Here is a 19,700-nt window from a genome sequence, read left to right on the forward strand (position 1 = left end):
CTCGTCATGGACGGTGCCATAGCCGGTCTGGTTCTGTTGGCGGTGCTGGTGGTGTTCGCCATCATCGTCGTCGCCAAGTCGGTCGCCCTGATCCCGCAGGCCGAGGCGGCCGTCATCGAGCGGCTCGGGCGCTACAGCAAGACGGTCTCCGGGCAGCTCACGCTGTTGATTCCGTTCATCGACAAGGTCCGTGCCCGCGTCGATCTGCGCGAGCGGGTGGTGTCCTTCCCCCCGCAGCCGGTGATCACCGAGGACAACCTGACCGTCAACATCGACACCGTCGTCTACTTCCAGGTCACCAACCCGCAGGCGGCGGTGTACCAGATCAGCAACTACATCGTCGGTGTCGAGCAGCTGACCACCACCACGCTGCGCAACGTCGTCGGCGGCATGACCCTCGAGCAGACCCTGACATCACGTGACCAGATCAACGGGCAGCTCCGCGGGGTTCTCGACGAAGCCACCGGACGCTGGGGCCTCCGGGTGGCCCGGGTCGAACTGCGCAGCATCGACCCGCCGCCCTCCATCCAGGACTCGATGGAGAAGCAGATGCGCGCCGATCGCGAGAAGCGCGCGATGATCCTCACCGCGGAAGGAAGCCGGGAGGCGTCGATCAAGCAGGCCGAGGGTCAGAAGCAGGCGCAAATCCTGGCGGCCGAAGGTGCCAAGCAAGCCGCGATCCTGGCTGCCGAGGCCGAGCGGCAGTCCCGCATCCTGCGGGCCCAGGGTGAGCGGGCGGCGTCCTACCTGCAGGCGCAGGGCCAGGCCAAGGCGATCGAGAAGACGTTCGCCGCGATCAAAGCAGGCCGGCCCACCCCGGAGATGCTGGCCTACCAGTACCTGCAGACGCTGCCGCAGATGGCCAAGGGCGAGGCCAACAAGGTTTGGCTGGTGCCCAGCGACTTCGGCTCGGCGCTGCAGGGGTTCACCAAGATGCTCGGCGCACCCGGCGAGGACGGGGTGTTCCGGTACACGCCGTCGCCGGTCGACGACCATCCGGCCAAGGCCGACGACGATTCCGACGAGGTCGCCGACTGGTTCGACACCAAGACCGACCCCGCGATCGCGCAGGCGGTGGCCAAGGCCGAGGCCGAGGCGCGCACCTCGGTGCCGGCCGTCGGCGCGGCTCCGGTGTATCCACCGCTGTCCGAGCAACAGGCACCGCCGGCCGATCCGCAATACGCCCCCCGGCACGGCTCCGAGCCGCAGTAGGTCTGAGCCCCCGGCGCGACGCTGTCCGGTCTACCGAGAGACACAGCGTGAAATCAACCGGACGATGGCCGGCGCCGGCGTTACAGGGATGCTTGTCCTGGAACTCGCTGATGATTTGGGCACCGTCCGGAGTCTGTGCCGTTCCGAGATCACAACAACAACCGACGAGACGCTCATCGCCCAGTTGACGGTGACCGCAATGCGCGATTCACCGTCCAATCTGGAAGATATCTGGCTGAGCATGGGTGTGGTGGATCGCCAAGGGGGTGGCACCCCGACAAGCGCACCAATAGGTGGTGGCCGAGATGGAACGTAGTGGGATGGCTGGTCGCTGGAGGACGGCGTCCAGGTACTGCATTGGGGGCCTGATCGGTGTAGCCACGGTGGTTCTCGTGCTTAAGGGAGCGCCCTGGTTTTTGTCGCTGCTGTGGGGCTTCGCAGCGATCGCTGTGGCGATCGGCAAGCGCCGAATCGTCCGCCCGGGTGTGACACGTTCACCTGATGCCATCATCTGTCGTTATATTCCGTGGTACGAGGGGAATGCGTTTCTGCTCAATATCGGTCTGCCATTGGGTGGGTTCGTTGGCATTGTCGCGAGTTTTTCTCGGGGATATCCAGTGTGGCTTCGATTCGTCGGCATACTCCTTCTCCTCTCGACGCTCCTCGCGACCTATGCCACTTTCCGCATGTGGAACAGATGCTCGCTGCGTTTCACGCCGTCGACGTTGACCATCAGGGTTGCCGACCCCAAGATCCGTCCCGGGGAGCTCACGCGAGATCAGATCGAGGCAATCACGCCCAAGTGGATTGCGAACTCGGTCAGCGGAGCCAAAGCTCTGCAGGTCGAGATCGCCTACCGCTCTGACGATTCGACTACCGACGCTCCGCAGACAGTGATGCTCGGCTTGCAATTGACGGTCGAGCCGATCAACTTGTACGGCGCTCTCGTGACGTGGCACGACGGCGCCAACGCTGAGCCGACCCAACTGTTGGATCGGATCGAAGACATTCTTCGCGGTCGGTCAACTGCGATAGCGCACACCTAGCACTCGGCAGCAGTTACCGCGCACTACTCGGCGTGCGCCCTCCGATGGGTGCGTACCTCGTAGACCAGGCCCGCGATGCCGACGGCCGCGGTGCATACCGACACCAGAATCAGCAGCGGGCTGACGTTGCCGGTGAGGGCATCACCGAGGAAGACCACGGCGGTGGTGCCGGGGATCAAACCGGCCAGTGTCGCCCACAGGTATGGCATCACCCGCACGGCCGACGCGCCGGCGGCGTAGTTAAGCACCGAGAACGGCACGGCGGGGATCATCCGCAGCGAGAAGATCGCCTGCCAGCCGCGCGCGCGCAGCCGGGCATCCACCGACTCGAGGGCCGGATGGCTGACCAGCTTGCTGAACTGCCAGCCGAGGGCACGCACCAGCAGCAGCGCGAGCAGCGCGCTGAGGGCACTGGCCACCACCGCGATCCCCACGCCCAACGCGGGACCGAACAACAGGCCGGCGGCCAGGGTGAACGCTGTGCGCGGGAACGGGAACACCGTGACGACGATGTGGGCGGCGAAAAAGGCCAGCGGGAACCAGACGCCGAGCGACGTCGCCCAGTCCCGCAGCTGGACCGCGGTCGGCAGCGGCACCAGCACCACCACTGCGACGAGAATCACAGCGGCGACCGCGGTGACGACCATCCGCGTCCGGGAGACCTGGCGCGCCGTTGCGATCACCGCTGAGCGCACGCTGCGCCACGTGCTGCGGGTCTTCGACGTCACGTTCACCAAGGTTACGGCCCTCGTGTCAGAACGCGCCGAGTGCGACGCCGGTTACCGACGGGTAGCCATAGTCGGCCACGTCACGGCTGAAGTGATCATTTAGCCTGATGGTCTGATGGCTGGTCCCGCGACGGGCTGCCCCATGCTGCGACAACAGGAGTTGCCGGTGTCAGTAGAGGTTGAGGAAGGCCGCGCCCGCTGGCGCACCGCGGTCGCCGGCGTGCTGGCCAAGAGCAGCCGGAAGGACCCGGCGGATCTGCCCGCCGAGCCCGAAAAGCTGCTGGACTCAGCCACTTACGAGGGCTTCGCGATCCGGCCGCTCTACACCGCACTCGACGCGCTGCCCGAACCGCCGTTGCCCGGCAACTGGCCGTTCGTCCGCGGCGGCGACGCCCACCGTGACGTCATCGCCGGGTGGAAAGTCGCCGAGATATTTGGAGCCTCCGGCCAGATCGCCGACGGCAACGCCGCAGTATTGGGTGCCCTCGGTGACGGAGTGAGCGCGTTGGTGCTGCGCGTCGGTGACTCCGGCGTCGCCCCCGCCGACCTGGACCGGCTGCTGGAGGGGGTCTTCCTCGAGCTGGCGCCGGTGATCCTCGATGCCGGAGCGCAGTTCGCCGCCGCCGCCGATGCGGTGCTGACCCTGATCGCCGGCGCAGACGACGTCCAGCGCGCGACGATGTCGATCGACCTTGGTGCCGACCCGCTCACCGCGGCGCTCAGCGGCGCACCCGCACCGGCCCTTGATGAGGTCACTCGCGTCGCCGCGGGCGTGGCAGGTAACACGGGCGTGCGCGCGATCACCGTCGACGGACCGGCGTTCCACAACCGCGGCGCCAACGCCGCCTGGGAACTCGCCGGTGCGCTGGGGGCGGCGGTCGAGTACGTGCGGGCTCTGGCCGACGCGGGCGTCGAGGTATCGGATGCGTTGCGCCAGATCAGCTTCCGGCTGGTGGCCGACGACGACCAGTTCCTGACGATCGCGAAATTCCGTGCGGCCCGCCAACTCTGGGCCCGAATCGCCGATGTGCTCGGCCACCCCGACAGTGGCGCCGCGACCGTGCATGCGGTCACCTCGCTGCCGATGATGACCCAGCGCGACCCGTGGGTGAACATGCTCCGTACCACGCTGGCGGCCTTCGGCGCCGGGGTCGGGGGAGCGGACACCGTGGCAGTGCTGCCGTTCGACGTGGCAATCCCGAGCGGTTTCCCCGGGATCAGCGCCGGGTTTGCCCGTCGCATCGCCCGCAACACCCAGCTTCTGCTGCTGGAGGAGTCGCATGTCGGGCGGGTGCTCGATCCGGCGGGCGGTTCGTGGTACGTCGAGGACCTCACCGGAAATCTTGCCGCGCAAGCTTGGTCGCACTTCCAGGACATCGAGTCCCGGGGCGGGTTTGGCGCTGCCGTCGACCATGTCGCCGAGCAGATAGAGCAGGTGCGGGCACGCCGAGCCGACGACATCGCCCACCGCCGCACCTCGGTCACCGGGGTCAACGAATTCCCGAACCTCGCCGAACCGCCTCTGCCGCACTACAGTTCATCGGACGCCGTCCGGCGCTACGCGGCCGGGTTCGAAGAACTGCGGGACCGCTCCGATGCCTTCCTCGACCGCACCGGTGCGCGCCCGCAGGTGCTGTTGCTGCCGCTCGGCCCGCTGGCCGAGAACAACATCCGTGCGACGTTCGCCGCCAACCTGCTGGCGTCCGGCGGGATCGAAGCCGTCAACCCGGGAACCGTCGACGCCGCAACTGTTGCCGCCGCCGTCGCCGACAGTGGCGCCTCGGTCGCGGTGCTCTGTGGCACCGACGCGCGCTACGGCACCGACGTCTCGGATGTGGTGGCGGCAGCGCGGGCTGCGGGCCTGGACCAGATCTACCTGGCCGGTCCGGAGAAGGCGGTCGCGGATGCGACCGACAAACCCGACGGCTATCTGACCGCAAAAATCGATGCGGTCGAAGCACTTTCGTCCCTGCTCACCCGATTGGGGGCCTGATATGACTGCCTCTACCACCGGCACGGTACCCAGCTTCGCCGATGTCCCGCTGCACGGCGACCAGCCCGCACCGGCGCCCACCGAGGCCGCGGTCGCCGAGCACGTCGCCGCCGCCGCGTCGGCGCACGGTTACACCGCTGAGCAGCTGGAGTGGCAGACCCCGGAAGGCATCGCCGTCAAGCCGGTCTACGTCGGCGCCGACCGCGACGCCGTCGTCGCGGCGGGATACCCGTTGGACAGCTTCCCCGGGGAACCGCCGTTCATCCGCGGGCCGTACCCGACCATGTACGTCAACCAGCCGTGGACCATCCGGCAGTACGCCGGATTCTCCACGGCAGCAGAGTCGAATGCCTTCTACCGGCGCAATCTGGCCGCCGGTCAGAAAGGTCTGTCGGTGGCCTTCGACCTGGCCACACACCGCGGCTACGACTCCGACCATCCCCGCGTCGCCGGTGACGTCGGAATGGCCGGCGTGGCGATCGACTCGATCCTCGACATGCGCCAGTTGTTCGACGGCATCGACTTGTCGACGGTGAGCGTGTCGATGACCATGAACGGCGCGGTGCTGCCGATCCTGGCGCTCTACGTGGTCGCCGCCGAGGAACAAGGCGTGCCGCCGGAGAAGCTGGCGGGGACCATTCAGAACGACATCCTCAAAGAGTTCATGGTCCGCAACACCTACATCTACCCGCCGAAGCCCTCGATGCGGATCATCTCCGACATCTTCGGCTACACCAGCGCCAAGATGCCGAAGTTCAACTCGATCTCGATCTCCGGCTATCACATCCAAGAAGCCGGGGCCACAGCCGATCTCGAGCTGGCCTACACCCTGGCCGACGGTGTGGAGTATCTCAAGGCCGGCCGGGACGCCGGGCTGGACGTCGATAAGTTCGCGCCGCGCCTGTCGTTCTTCTGGGGTATCGGGATGAACTTCTTCATGGAGGTCGCCAAGCTACGGGCGGGCCGGCTGCTGTGGAGTGAGCTGGTCGCCGAGTTCGGCGCCAAGAATCCCAAATCGCTGTCGCTGCGCACACATTCGCAGACCTCGGGTTGGTCGCTGACCGCTCAGGACGTGTTCAACAATGTGGCACGCACGTGCATCGAGGCCATGGCCGCGACGCAGGGACATACCCAGTCGCTGCACACCAACGCTCTCGACGAGGCGCTGGCGTTGCCCACCGACTTCTCGGCGCGGATCGCGCGTAACACCCAGCTGCTGTTGCAGCAGGAGTCGGGCACCACCAGGCCCATCGACCCGTGGGCGGGCTCCTACTACGTGGAGTGGCTGACCTACCAGCTGGCCGAGAAGGCCCGGGCGCACATCGCCGAGGTCGCCGAGCACGGCGGCATGGCGCAGGCGATCAACGAGGGCATCCCGAAGTTGCGCATCGAGGAAGCCGCTGCGCGCACGCAGGCGCGCATCGACTCCGGTGCCCAGCCGCTGATCGGGGTCAACAAGTACCAGGTCGATGAGGACCAGGACATCGAGGTCCTCAAGGTCGAGAACAGCCGGGTGCGCGCCGAGCAGCTGGCCAAACTCCAGCAGCTGCGCAGTGAGCGGGACGAGCACGCCACCCAGGCCGCGCTGGACGAACTGTCCCGCGCCGCAGCCGCCTCCGGCCCGGCGGGTGACGACGGCCTGGGCAACAACCTGCTGGCCCTGGCGATCAATGCCGCCCGGGCCAAGGCCACCCTCGGTGAGATCTCCGATGCACTGGAAAAGGTGTACGGCCGCCATCAGGCCGAGATCCGCACCATCGCCGGGGTGTACCGCGACGAGGTCGGGAAGGCCCAGAACGTGAGCACCGCAACGGAATTGGTGGAGAAGTTCGCCGAGGCCGACGGCCGCCGGCCGCGCATCCTGGTCGCCAAGATGGGCCAGGACGGCCACGACCGCGGCCAGAAGGTCATCGCCACGGCGTTCGCCGACATCGGTTTCGACGTCGACGTCGGCTCGCTGTTCTCCACTCCCGAGGAAGTCGCGCGTCAGGCCGCCGACAACGACGTGCACGTCGTCGGGGTGTCGTCGCTGGCGGCAGGCCACCTGACGCTGGTGCCTGCGCTGCGCGATGCGCTGGCCGAGGTGGGGCGACCCGACATCATGGTGGTGGTCGGCGGTGTCATCCCGCCCGGCGACTTCGACGAGCTCTATGCCGCCGGCGCCACCGCGATCTTCCCGCCCGGCACGGTGATCGCCGACGCCGCGGTCGATCTGCTGCACAAACTCGCCGAGCGGCTCGGCTACAGCCTGTCCTGATGCCCGACAACCCCGGACTGGCCGAGGCGATCCGCGGCGGCGATCGCGCGGCGCTGTCGCGGGCCATCACGCTGGTCGAGTCGACCCGCGCCGATCACCGCGATCAGGCTCAGCAGCTGCTCCTCGAGCTGATGCCCGACGCCGGGAAGGCGCTTCACGTCGGGATCACCGGCGTCCCCGGGGTGGGCAAGTCGACCACCATCGAGGCGCTGGGCATGTACCTCATCGAGCAGGGGCACCGAGTCGCGGTGCTGGCCGTCGACCCGTCGTCCACCCGCACCGGTGGCTCGATTCTGGGCGACAAGACCCGGATGGCGAGGCTCGCCGTACACCCAGACGCCTACATCCGTCCGTCGCCGACGTCGGGAACTCTGGGTGGGGTGGCGAAGGCGACCCGGGAGTCGATCGTGCTGGTCGAGGCTGCCGGGTTCGACGTGATCCTGGTCGAAACCGTCGGTGTCGGGCAGTCCGAGGTAGCCGTCGCCAACATGGTGGACACCTTCGTCTTCCTCACCCTGGCCCGCACCGGCGACCAGCTTCAGGGCATCAAGAAAGGTGTGCTGGAACTCGCCGACATCGTCGTGGTCAACAAGGCCGACGGGAAGCACGCGATCGAGGCCAAGGCCGCGGCTCGTGAGCTGACCGCCGCCATCCGGCTGATCTACCCGCGCGAAACCCTCTGGCGCCCACCGGTTTTGACGATGAGTGCGGTGGAGGGCACCGGACTGCGGGAGATGTGGGACACGGTGTGTCAGCACCGCGACGTGTTGACCAAGGCGGGCGAGTTCGACGCCCGCAGACGCGCGCAGCAGGTGGACTGGACGTGGTCGATGGTGCGCGACGCGGTCCTCGATCGGGTGCTGAACCATCCGGCCGTCCGGGCCGAACGCGCCGAGATCGAGCGGCAGGTGCGAGACGGCGAGCTGACTCCCGCGCTGGCCGCGCAGCGAATCCTCGACGCGGCCGACCAGTCAATCTGACGCCCCGCGCGTCAAGCTAACGAAATGGCAACAATTTGTTACAGGTGTGCTTAGACCGATTAAATTCTCAGCTGTGACTCAGGCGACTCTCGGACACGACGCACTGCCCCACGGGCTGCAGGGCGCCGCGGATCCGCACTTCGCCTGCGCGTTGCGCAATTTTTCGGCGATGTTCCCGCATCCCCGGTTCGGAGGCGGCGCGCTGGCGGTCTACCTCGATGGGCAGCCGGTGGTCGACGTCTGGACCGGCTGGTCGGACCGGCGGGGACGGCAGCGCTGGTCGGCGGATACCGGCGCGATGGTGTTCTCGGCAACGAAGGGCGTGGCCTCGACCGTCATCCATCGGCTCGTCGACCGCGGCCTGATCGACTACGACGCACCTGTGGCCGAGTACTGGCCGGAGTTCGGCGCCAACGGCAAGGCCGCCATCACCGTGCGCGAGATGATGCAGCACCGCGCCGGTCTGGCGCATCTGCGGGGAGTGCGCAGGCGCGACCTGCTCAATCATGTGGTGATGGAGGAGCGCATCGCGGCGGCTCCGGTCGGCCGCAACTTCGGTAAGCCCGCGTATCACGCGCTCACCTACGGCTGGCTGCTGTCCGGGCTGGCACGTGCGGTCACCGGGATCGGGATGCGTGAGCTGATCCGCACCGAGGTGGCCGCGCCGCTCGACACCGACGGGATCCACCTGGGCCGGCCTCCGGCGGGCGCGCCGACGAAGGCGGCCTCGATCATCGGGCCGCAGATGAACATCCCGAACCCGTTCTTCAACAGCCTCGCGCCCAGGATCGCGGCCTTCGAGCTGTCGGCCATCTTCGGCTCCATGTACTTCCCCGGCATGCGATCGACGGTGCAGGGTGCCATGCCGTTGCTGGACAGCGAACTGCCCGCGGCCAACGGCGTTGCCACGGCACGCGGCCTGGCCCGCATGTACGGCGCCATCGCCAACGGCGGTGAGATCGACGGCAAGCGGTACCTGTCCGCGGAATTGGTCGCAGGCCTGACCGGTCGGCGCAATCTGACCCCGGACCGCAATTTGATCCTGCCGCTGGCATTCCACCTCGGCTATCACGCGCTACCCATTCCGGGCGTGCTGCCCGGCTTCGGTCATGTGGGACTCGGCGGGTCGCTCGGCTGGGCAATTCCGGAGGCGGGGCTGTCGTTCAGCTTCGTGCACAACCGGCTGCTGACCCCGTTTGTGCTGGCCGACCAGGCCGGCTTCGTCACCACCGCGGCGCTGATCCGGCGCGGCGCCGCCTCGGCTCGCAAGCACGGCTTCTCGCCAGTCACCGAGTTCGGTGCCCGGTTCCCGTTGCCCATGTCGGGAGTCGTCGCGGGTTAGCTCCGCGTCATATCACCGTTCTGAGCCCTTGCTGTGGAACCCCGATGTGCGGGAAGTTCCCTGGTCGGAGGGTGCCAGGACACCGAGGCCGGCCTCGCCAAACGTCCCTCGCGGGGGCTCCAGCTAACTTTCACAGGGACTTCACAAGACGCCCTTAAGCGGGTGATAAATGTCACGGGGCATCGTTTGAACCGCGCTGAAGAACCCTTTCCGGCAAAAGTTCGCCAAATATCTGCGAATAGCGGGTCATTTATCCAGAACCGTTTGCTGCCTCAAGCTGTGAAATATCAGTGAACCGAGAATCAGCATCTATGGCGCCAAGTAAATGTGGCCTGAATCACGTTTCCCTGGGTTCTGATATCGAAATCTCAGCCTACTCTCAGGTTAGTAGCCATCTCCTGTGTAACAGAACGGTAGCTGCAGGCTAGAGGGTTTTCTGATGCTGAGGCGGGGTAGCGGAAACTCTCAGGGACGCCACGCTATCACGCAGGTGCGGTGCGCGGTCCGACACGACATCGGGCATTATCGAATGGTGGCTGGCAAGCAATTCGGAACCGAGGTCTGAGCTTTTCCGGAGACCCCATATCCCAAATTTGCTATAACGCCGTAGATGCTAAATTGAGGCCCAATTGCGATAGTAAACACCCTGCAACTTCGTACTTGGCCCCCAGAACAGGGTTGTCGGCGGTGTCCGGTGGTTTGCCCAGGTAGCGTTGAGTTTACAAAACCCCAGCTAGAAGCGATTTTTAGATTCTCTTGATAAAGCGCTGCAGGCGTCTTGTCGGGTCCTGTGTCGGAAACGGCAGCAATCAGATATGCGCCAGGCCAGCCAACCACTTAGGGGCCAAAGGTCACTTTGTCCAAACCCTAATCAAAAACTCGAAACATTTGTCGCGCACTTAACGAAAAACAGCTAGGCTACCGAGGACATTGGCAACTTTGACGTGGCGCGCGGAGCTACAAGGTCGGGTTGGGTTGCCTTGGCAAGTGCCAAGAGAGGTGTGAGCGGACGTGCGTCAGACATCTGTCACCCCCATCGCCGTAGTCGGCATGGCGTGCCGGTTGCCCGGTGGTATCGACTCTCCTCACAAGCTGTGGGAAGCGTTGCTCGACGGCGCCGATCTGGTCACTGAAGTTCCGGCCGACCGGTGGGATGCTGACGACCTCTACGACCCGGAACCCGGCGTGCCCGGCCGCTCGGTGTCGAAGTGGGGTGCCTTCATCGATGACGTGACCGGTTTCGATCCCGACTTCTTCGGCATCAACGAGCGCGAGGCCACCGCGATGGACCCGCAGCACCGCGTGCTGCTGGAGACCAGCTGGGAAGCCGTCGAGCAGGCTGGCTTCACCCCGTCTTCACTTTCCGGCACGTCGACCGGTGTCTTCATCGGAATGTCCCACGACGACTACGCCATGGTCACCAGCGACGCCGGCGCTTTCGACCAGGCCTATGCCTTCACCGGCAACCCGTTCAGCATGGCCTCCGGCCGCATCTCACACGCGCTCGGTCTACATGGCCCGGCGCTGACCACCGACACCGCCTGCTCCTCGAGTCTGGTCGCGGTGCATCAGGCCTGCCGCAGCCTGCACGAGGGCGAAAGCGACATGGCGTTGGCCGGCGGTGTGATGCTGATGCTGGACCAGCGCCTCTACGCCTCGTCGTCGGGGCAGGGCATGCTGTCGCCGACCGGACGCTGCCACTCCTTCGACGTCGCCGCCGACGGCTTCGTCCGCTCGGAGGGCTGCGGGATCGTCGTCCTCAAGCGGCTCGACGACGCCCAGCGTGACGGCGATCGGGTGCTCGCCGTCATCAAGAGCACCGCCTCCAATCAGGACGGCCGCACCGAGAACATCCTTACCCCGTCGCGCGACGCCCAGGTCTCCGTCTTCCAGGCCGCGCTCGACGCGGCCGGCGTCGACCCCGCCACCGTGGGCATGGTCGAGGCGCACGGCACCGGCACCCCGGTCGGCGACACCATCGAGTTCAACAGCGTCTCCACCGTCTACGGCACCGACGGACCCTGCGCGCTGACGTCGGTCAAGAGCAACTTCGGCCACGCCGAGTCCGCGGCGGGCGTATTGGGCCTGATGAAAGCCGTCCTGGCCGTGCATCACGGCGTGGTGCCGCGCAACGTGCACTTCACCCAGCTGTCCGAGAAGAACGCCAAGGTCAAGACGGGCATGTTCGTCCCGACCGAGAACATCCCGTGGCCCAAGGAGAGCGGACCGCGCCGCGCGGGCGTCTCGTCCTACGGCATGTCGGGCACCAACGTGCACGCGATCCTCGAGCAGGCTCCCGAAGCACCCGTGGTTGTCGAGTCCGCCAAGCCGGACGCCGCGAAGGAACTGCTGGTTTTCCCGGTGTGCTCGAGCTCGGTCGAGGAGCTGCGCAACACCGCCGCGCGCCTGGCCGACTGGGTCGAGACCGCCGGCGAGGAACTGTCGCTGCGGGACCTGGGCTACACGCTGGCCCGACGTCGCGGACACCGCCCGCTGCGCACCTCTGTCATCGCCGACGACCGCGCCGAACTGATCGCAGGCCTGCGCCAGGTCGCAGAGGGCGACGACCCGTTCCAGCCCGCCGTGGGTCACGACGACCGCGGTCCGGTGTGGATCTTCTCCGGCCAGGGCTCGCAATGGGCGTCGATGGGCACGGGTCTGCTGGCCACCGAGCCGGTCTTCGCCGCGAAGATCGCCGAGATCGAGCCGCTGATCGCCGCCGAGTCCGACTTCTCGGTCACCGAGGCGATGACCGCTCCCGAAACCGTCGAGGGCATCCATCGCGTTCAGCCCACGATCTTCGCCGTCCAGGTTGCGATGGCCGCCACGATGCGCTCCTACGGAGTCCAGCCCGGAGCGGTCATCGGCCACTCGCTGGGTGAGGTCGCCGCCGCCGTCGTCTCCGGTGCGCTGTCCCTGGAGGATGGCGTCAAGGTCATCTGCCGTCGTTCGCTGCTGTGCCTGCGGCTGGCCGGCGGGGGAGCGATGGCGTCGGTCGAAATGCCCGCGCAGCAGGTCCGTGAAGAACTCGAACAACAAGGCATCGAGGACGTGGTCGTCGCCGTCGTGGCGTCGCCCAAGTCGACGGTGATCGGTGGCGACACCGAGACCGTGCGCCGGATCGTGGCGGGCTGGGAAGCGCGCGAGATCATGGCCCGTGAGGTCAACGTCGACGTGGCGTCGCACTCGCCGCAGGTCGACCCGATCCTCGACGAACTGTCCGAGATGCTCGACGACATCAGCCCGATGGCCCCCGAGGTGCCCTACTACTCGGCCACCTCGTTCGACCCGCGTGAGCAGCCGTACTGCGACGCCGACTACTGGGTCGACAACCTGCGCCACACGGTCCGGTTCTCGGCCGCCGTGCAGACCGCGCTGGAAGACGGCTTCCGGGTGTTCGGCGAGCTGTCCCCGCACCCGCTGCTGATCCGCGCGATCGACCAGACCGCCGCCACGCTGGACATCTCCGTCGCCGCGCTGGCCGGGATGCGGCGCGGCCAGGACGTGCCGCACGGCATGGGCGAATTCCTCGGTGACCTGTACTCCGCCGGTGCGCAGGTCGACTTCTCGGTGCTGTACCCGGTCGGCCGCCTGGTCGACGCCCCGCTGCCCACCTGGGCCCACCGCAACCTGGTGCTGATTCCGGACGGTGCGGAGAACCAGACCCGCGGCACCCACCTCGTCGCGGCCCACCCGCTGCTGGGGTCGCACGTCCGCCTGCTGGAGGAGCCCGAGCGGCACGCCTGGGCGGCCGAGGTCGGCACCAGCGCGCACCCGTGGCTGGTCGATCACCAGATCAACAATGTCGCTGCGCTGCCCGGCGCGGCCTACTGCGAGATGGCGTTGGCCGCCGCGCGCACCATTTTCGGTGACGACGCCGAGGTCCGCGACGTCACGTTCGACGCGATGCTGCTGCTCAAGGATCTGACCCCGGTCAGCGCGACCGCCTCGGCGGACGGCCCCGGCGTCCTGCAGTTCATGGTCGAAACCGATATCGACGGCGAGCGGGAGCAACGCGCCAGCGCGGTGCTCACCGCGCGCGAGGCCGGCGAGCAGCCGCAGCCGTACGACATGGACGCGCTGCAGAGCGCTCATCCCACCCGCGCCGACGGCGACGGTGTGCGGCAGTGGTTCGACGGGCGCGGTGTCCAGTTCGGTCCCGCGTTCACCGCGCTGCAGGCCGTCAACGCCGCCGACGAGAACGCCAACACCGTGCTGGCCGAGATCGGCCTGCCGACCTCGATTCGCAACCAGCAGACCTCGTACGGCGTTCACCCGGCGCTGCTGGACGCCTGCTTCCAGTCGGTCGCCGCCCACCCGGGCGTGCAGGCCTCCGGCACCGGCGCGCTGCTGCTGCCGCTCGGCGTCGACCGGCTGCGTGTCCACGGCCCGGTGCGCAACGCCCGCTACTGCCTGACCAAGGTCACCTCGCTGGACGGCTCGACTGTTCAGGCCGACATCGATCTGCTCGACGACTACGGGACGGTGTTGTTCACCGTCGAGGGTCTGCGTATGGGCAGCGGCATGTCGGAGAGCAACGAAGGCGACCGGGTGCTCAACGAGCGGTTGCTCGGCATCGAGTGGCGCCAGCATCAGCTCGCCGAGGTCACCCAGAACAACTCGGCGACCTGGCTGCTGGTCAGCACCTCCGACAACGTCGACCTGTTGGCCTCGGCGCTCACCGATGCGCTCAAGCTGAACGACGCCGACGTCACCACCATGTCCTGGCCGCAGCAGGCCGACCATGCCGCCAACGCCGAGCGGCTGGCGTCCTACTTCTCCGAAGGCGGGTTCGACAACGTCGTCGTGGTGTCCCCGGCGCTCATTGCCGGCTGCCCGGAAGAGCAGATGCCGCTGCGCGGCGGAGAACAGGTTCGTCACCTGGTCCGGATCGCCCGCGAGCTCGCAGATACCGCAGGCGAGCCGCCGCGGTTGCACGTCGTCACCCGCAACGCCCAGACGGTGCTGGCCGACGACCGCCCGAACCTCGAGCAGGCCGGCCTGCGGGGTCTGCTGCGCGTGATCGGTGCGGAGTACCCGCAGCTGCGGCCCAGCCAGATCGACGTCGACGACGACGTCGACGCCAAGCTGGTGGCCCGTGCACTGCTGACCGGTTCGGAGGAGGACGAGACCGCCCTCCGCGCCGGCGAGTGGTACACCGCGCATCTGTTCCCGAGCCCGCTGCGCCCGGACGAGCGCTACACCACCGTCGTCGACCACTCCCGTGACGGCATGCGCCTGGAGATCCGCGTCCCCGGTGACATGCAGACCCTGGAGCTGGCGGCGTTCGACCGGATCCCGCCGGGACCGGGCCAGATCGAAGTCGCGGTCACCGCGTCCAGCCTGAACTTCGCCGACGTGCTGCTGGCCTTCGGCCGCTACCCGAGCTTCGAGGGTTTGCACCCGCAGCTGGGCATCGACTTCGCCGGCGTCGTGACCGCGGTCGGTCCCGACGTCACCTCGCACCGGGTCGGCGATCACGTGGGTGGCATGTCGCCCAACGGTTGCTGGGGCACGTTCGTGACCTGCGACGCCGACGTGGCCGTCACGCTGCCCTCGGGCCTGCGCGACGATCAGGCCGCAGCGGTGTCCACCGCGTCGGCGACCGCCTGGTACAGCCTGGTCGACCTGGCCAAGATCAAGGCCGGGGACAAGGTGCTGATCCACTCCGCGACCGGCGGTGTGGGCCAGGCCGCGATCGCGATAGCCCGCCATTTCGGTGCGGAGATCTTCGCCACCGCAGGCACCGAGGAGCGCCGCGACATCCTGCGCGGCATGGGCATCACTCACGTGTACGACTCGCGCAGCGCCGCCTTCGGGGAGGAGATCCGCCGGGACACCGACGGCTACGGCGTGGACATCGTGCTGAACTCGCTTACCGGTGCCTCCCAGCGGGCCGGCGTAGACCTGCTGGCCTTCGGCGGACGCTTCGTCGAGATCGGCAAGAAGGACATCTACGGTGACACCCGCCTCGGGCTGTTCCCGTTCCGCAAGAACCTGTCCTTCTACGGCGTCGACTTGGCGCTGATGGCCACCACGCATCCCGCGCAGATCCGCGAGCTCCTGAACTCCGTCTACCGGATGACCGCCGAAGGCGTGCTGCCGCAGCCGGAGACCACGCACTATCCGCTGGCCGACGCTGCCACCGCCATCCGCGTGATGGGCGCCGCAGAGCACACCGGCAAGCTGCTGCTGTCGGTGCCGAAGGTGGGCCACAGCAGCGTAGTGGTGCCCCCGGAGCAGGCCAAGGTGTTCCGCCGCGACGGCTCGTACATCATCACCGGCGGCCTCGGCGGACTGGGCTTGTACCTCGCATCGAAGATGGCCGATGCCGGCTGCGGGCGGATCGTGCTGAATTCGCGGTCGGAGCCGAAGCCGGAGGCGCTGGTCGAGATCGAGCGCATGCGGGCCGCCGGAACGCAGGTCGAGGTGGTCAGCGGCGACATCGCGCTGTCGGAGACAGTCGACCGCCTGGTGACGGTGGCCACCGAGACCGGTATGGCGGTGCGTGGGGTTCTGCACGCGGCCGCCGTCGTCGAGGACGCCATCCTGCCCAACATCACCGACGAGCTGATCGACCGGGACTGGGCTCCCAAGGTCTACGGCGCATGGCACCTGCATCGGGCCACCACGGCGCAGCCGCTCGACTGGTTCTGCTCGTTCTCCTCGGCGGCCGCCCTGATGGGCTCGCCGGGACAGGGTGCCTACGCGGCGGCCAACAGCTGGCTCGACGGGTTCACCCACTGGCGTCGTTCGCAGGGCCTGCCCGCCACGGCGATCGCGTGGGCGGCCTGGGACCAGATCGGTGCGGGCAAGCATCTGGCCGCCTCCGGCGACACCACGATGATCAGCCCGGATGAGGGTGCTCGCGCCTTCGAGGCGCTGCTGCGTCACGACCGCGCCTACAGCGGTTACGCGCCGATGATCGGAACGCCGTGGCTGACCGATCTGGCCGCTCGCAGCCCGTTCGCCGAGGCCTTCAAGGCCAGCGGCGACCGTCCTGCGGACACCAGCACGTTCCGGGCGGAGTTGCACGAGCTGCCGGTCGAGGAATGGCCGACTCGAGTGCGTCGTCTGGTATCTGAGCAGCTCAGCCTGATTTTGCGTCGCTCGATTGATCCGGACCGGCCGATTTCTGAATACGGTCTGGACTCACTGGGCAACCTAGAACTGAGAACGCGTATTGAAACTGAAACGGGAATACGCGTTCGATCGATGGATATAACGACTGTCCGGTCGTTGGCCGAGAGCCTGTGCGAAACACTGGCCGGCGTCATTACGTCAGCTGCATCCCGCTAACTGGGTCGAAGGGGTTTTTAGGGTGGTTGCACTTACCGCAATCCATGACTGGGTGGACGCGCCAGGCAAGGTCGTGTCGTGGAGCCCGTCGCCGGCGTGCCTGAAGAAGGTTCAGGACGCACCGGTTAGCGATGTTCCTGCGAGCTACCAGCAGGGTCAGCACATACGCAGCTACCGCAATCACACGGCCAACGGCCTGGAGATGGCGCGGCTGCTGATCCCGGCGTGGAACATGCCTGGCAAGTGCGACGTGCGCGCGATGACGTTCGTCATCAACGCCTACCTTCGCCGGCATGACACCTTCCACAGCTGGTTCGAGTTCGTCGCCGACGACAGCGGCACCGACCGGCTGGTCCGCCACACGGTGGAGAACCCGAACGACATCCAGTTCGTGGCCACCAAGCACGGCGAGATGAACTCCGCGCAGTGGAAGAAGCACGTGCTCGACACCCCGAGCCCGCTGGAGTGGGACTGCTTCCGGTTCGGCGTGATCCAGCGTGACGACCACTTCACGTTCTACGTCAGCGTTGATCATCTGCATGCCGACGCGATGCTGATGATGGCGCTGTTCGTGGAAATGCACATGAACTACGAGGCCCTGGCCGGCGGAGGCGCACCGCTGCGCCTGCCCGAGGCCGGCAGCTACCAGGACTACTGCGCGCGTCAGCATGACTACACCGAGCAGCTGACCATGGATTCGCCTGATGTCCGCGGTTGGCTGGACTTCCTGGAGAGCAACGGCGGCACCATGCCGACGTTCCCGCTGCCGTTGGGCGATCCGTCGGTGCACTGCAGCGGAGACCTGCTCACAGTGCAGCTGATGGACGAGCACGAGACAGACCGCTTCGAGTCGGCCTGCACCTCGGCCGGTGTGCGGTTCATCGGTGGCGTGTTCGCCGCCGCGGCCCTTGCCCACCGGCAGCTGACCGGCGACGACGACTACTACGTCATCACCCCGACCACCACCCGCAGCACGCCCGCAGAATTCATGACCACGGGCTGGTTCACCGGCGTTGTTCCGCTGTCGGTGCCGGTCGCCGCCCGCAACTTCGCCGAGGTTGCCCGCGCCGCCCAGGAGTCGTTCGACTCCGGGATGCCGCTGGCCAACGTTCCGATCGAGCGGGTCTACGAGCTCGCCGACACCGAGGACACACCGCGCATCCGGCCGGCCGGACCCGGCGTCCCGATGCTGTCCTACCTCGACGTGGGTCTGCCGCCGCTGAACCCGGTGATCATGTCCCAGTGGTATGCGCGGGGCGGTCACATCTACACGGATCTGGGTGCGGCCAACCAGGTCGGCATGTGGGTGAATCGTCGCGCGAACGGCACGATCATCACCGTCGCCTACCCGGACAACCCGATCGCCCGCGAATCGGTCGCCGAGTTCGTCGAGCTGATGAAGTGCATTTATCTCCGGGTGGCCGACGGCCGTTCCGAGCTGGTCTCGTCGTCTCGCGTGTCCACCGCGACGGTCTGACCCGGTGGGGAAGCCCAGACCTGACAACGTAGTGCCCTACGCCGATCAGGCGTTGTTGTTGGCGTTGCGTGGCGCCGGCCAAGAGGCCGTCATGCAGCTCATCTGGATCTACGAGCACCCGCTTGACCTGGACGGTGTTCGGCGATTTCACCAGAACTTCGGCCGCGGTCTCGTCGGCCGGTTGGTCGAGACCTCACCGCTGCCGTTCGGTCGGCACCGCTGGGTCTCGGTCGCCGGTCCGCAGACGCCGCTGGAGATCGCCGAGGAGCCGCGGCCCCGAGAGGAGCTGTGGGACTGGGCGCACGAGCAGGTGGAGTTGCCGCTCGACCCCGAGTATTCGCCGGCCTGGCGGATCGGCGTCCAGTCGTTCACCGACGGAACCAGCGCGGTGAGCCTGGTCGTGTCGCACACCGTCGTCGACGGCGGCGGGGTGGTGGCGTCGGTCGTCGCCGCGGTGCACGGCGCAGGCAAGGATCTCGGTTACCCACCCCGGAATTCCCGCACCCGCTCACGGGCTGTGTTGCAGGATCTGCGTCAGCTGGGGTCGGATCTGCCGGAGATCGGGCGGACGCTGGTCAAGGCGGCCAAGGTCGCAGCCCGCCGTAAGGATGAGCTGGTGCGTCCCGGCGAGCCGGTGTCGGCGCCCACTCACGGTGGCGGCCTCCCGGTCATGATTGCGTTCACGACCGCGGTCATCGACAAAGAATTGTGGGATCAGCGCGCGAAAGATCTTGGCGGGAACCATTTTTCGCTGGTGGCCGGGTTCGCGGGCAAGCTCGCGCAGAACCTCGGCCGAACTCGTTCGAGCGATGGTGCGGCGACGCTGATGATCCCGGTCAGTGAGCGCGACAGCCCCGGCGACACCGGCGGCAACGTGGTGACGATCGCCAACGTGACGTTCGACCCGGGTCCGGTCGCCAAGGATCTCTCCGGCGCTCGTTCGGCGATCAAGAAGGGTTTGATCACCGCGCGCGAGAAACCCGACGAGATGGTCGAGCTGCTCCCGCTGATCCCGTTCCTGCCCAAGCGGGCGATGGGTCGGATGGCCGACATGGCCTTCAACTTCTCCGCCGATGTGCCGGTGTCGTGTTCGAACATGGGTGACGTCCCGGACGACCTGCTGCGGCTCGACGGCACGCCGTCCGAGCGCTTCTACTTCGGCGGCGTCGACCGAAACCTCACCCTCGATGTGCTCGAACGACGGCGCGGCCTGATGACGGTGGCGTCGGCGCGCGTCGGCGGTATGGTCATCGTTCCCGTGATGAGTTACCAACCGGGCGCCGACAACTCACGTCATCGCCTGCGTGAGGTGATCGCCCAGACCCTGGCAGAGTTCGACCTGTCCGGCATCGTCGAGTGAGGTTGC

Annotated in this window: 10 protein-coding genes; 9 read left to right on the top strand and 1 reads right to left on the bottom strand. The window is 67.2% G+C overall.

The window, feature by feature from the left end:
- The first annotated feature begins 6 nt into the window (after positions 1 to 6).
- Both BST42_RS16410 and BST42_RS29095 read left to right on the top strand, forming a co-directional pair.
- Positions 7 to 1,212: an SPFH domain-containing protein gene (locus BST42_RS16410; protein ID WP_083120376.1), complete on the top strand. Its 1,206-nt coding sequence runs from the start codon at positions 7 to 9 to the stop codon at positions 1,210 to 1,212.
- Between the two features lie 392 nt (positions 1,213 to 1,604).
- Entirely contained in the window at positions 1,605 to 2,258 is a 654-nt protein-coding gene (locus BST42_RS29095) for a hypothetical protein (protein WP_237159469.1), read from the top strand.
- Between the two features lie 23 nt (positions 2,259 to 2,281).
- On the opposite strand, the gene BST42_RS16420 is transcribed toward BST42_RS29095, so the two are convergent.
- Positions 2,282 to 2,986 (bottom strand): TVP38/TMEM64 family protein, encoded by a 705-nt coding sequence (locus tag BST42_RS16420; RefSeq protein ID WP_083120521.1) that lies wholly within the window; start codon positions 2,984 to 2,986, stop codon positions 2,282 to 2,284.
- Positions 2,987 to 3,128: 142 nt separating this feature from the next.
- On the opposite strand from BST42_RS16420, the gene mutA reads away from it, so the two are divergent.
- The 7 genes from mutA (at position 3,129) to BST42_RS16455 (ending at position 19,694) form a co-directional block, all read left to right on the top strand.
- On the top strand, positions 3,129 to 4,979 hold the full coding sequence (gene mutA / locus BST42_RS16425) for a methylmalonyl-CoA mutase small subunit (protein ID WP_083120378.1): 1,851 nt from the start codon (positions 3,129 to 3,131) through the stop codon (positions 4,977 to 4,979).
- A 1-nt stretch (position 4,980) separates the two neighbouring features.
- Complete coding sequence (gene scpA / locus BST42_RS16430; protein ID WP_083120379.1) at positions 4,981 to 7,236, top strand: methylmalonyl-CoA mutase; 2,256 nt, start codon at positions 4,981 to 4,983, stop codon at positions 7,234 to 7,236.
- Positions 7,236 to 8,216: a methylmalonyl Co-A mutase-associated GTPase MeaB gene (gene meaB / locus BST42_RS16435; protein WP_083120380.1), complete on the top strand. Its 981-nt coding sequence runs from the start codon at positions 7,236 to 7,238 to the stop codon at positions 8,214 to 8,216. The genes scpA and meaB overlap by 1 nt, the downstream gene beginning before the upstream one ends.
- Before the next feature lie 73 nt (positions 8,217 to 8,289).
- On the top strand, positions 8,290 to 9,558 hold the full coding sequence (lipL, locus tag BST42_RS16440; protein WP_207569519.1) for an esterase/beta-lactamase LipL: 1,269 nt from the start codon (positions 8,290 to 8,292) through the stop codon (positions 9,556 to 9,558).
- Between the two features lie 1,011 nt (positions 9,559 to 10,569).
- On the top strand, positions 10,570 to 16,857 hold the full coding sequence (gene pks2, locus BST42_RS16445) for a sulfolipid-1 biosynthesis phthioceranic/hydroxyphthioceranic acid synthase (protein WP_083120382.1): 6,288 nt from the start codon (positions 10,570 to 10,572) through the stop codon (positions 16,855 to 16,857).
- Between the two features lie 22 nt (positions 16,858 to 16,879).
- Positions 16,880 to 18,334: a condensation domain-containing protein gene (locus tag BST42_RS16450; RefSeq protein WP_083120383.1), complete on the top strand. Its 1,455-nt coding sequence runs from the start codon at positions 16,880 to 16,882 to the stop codon at positions 18,332 to 18,334.
- Positions 18,335 to 18,338: 4 nt separating this feature from the next.
- Complete coding sequence (locus BST42_RS16455; RefSeq protein ID WP_083120384.1) at positions 18,339 to 19,694, top strand: hypothetical protein; 1,356 nt, start codon at positions 18,339 to 18,341, stop codon at positions 19,692 to 19,694.
- The last annotated feature ends 6 nt before the right edge of the window (positions 19,695 to 19,700 follow it).

The organism is Mycolicibacterium rhodesiae, from assembly GCF_002086695.1.
Classification (GTDB): Bacteria; Actinomycetota; Actinomycetes; order Mycobacteriales; family Mycobacteriaceae; genus Mycobacterium; species Mycobacterium rhodesiae.

Bases quoted from the DNA above. Each gene is read 5' to 3' on its own strand.
- BST42_RS16410 (WP_083120376.1), top strand. From the start codon at position 7: ATGGACGGTGCCATAGCCGGTCTGGTTCTGTTGGCGGTGCTGGTGGTG.
- mutA (WP_083120378.1), top strand. From the start codon at position 3,129: ATGCTGCGACAACAGGAGTTGCCGGTGTCAGTAGAGGTTGAGGAAGGC.
- scpA (WP_083120379.1), top strand. From the start codon at position 4,981: ATGACTGCCTCTACCACCGGCACGGTACCCAGCTTCGCCGATGTCCCG.
- meaB (WP_083120380.1), top strand. From the start codon at position 7,236: ATGCCCGACAACCCCGGACTGGCCGAGGCGATCCGCGGCGGCGATCGC.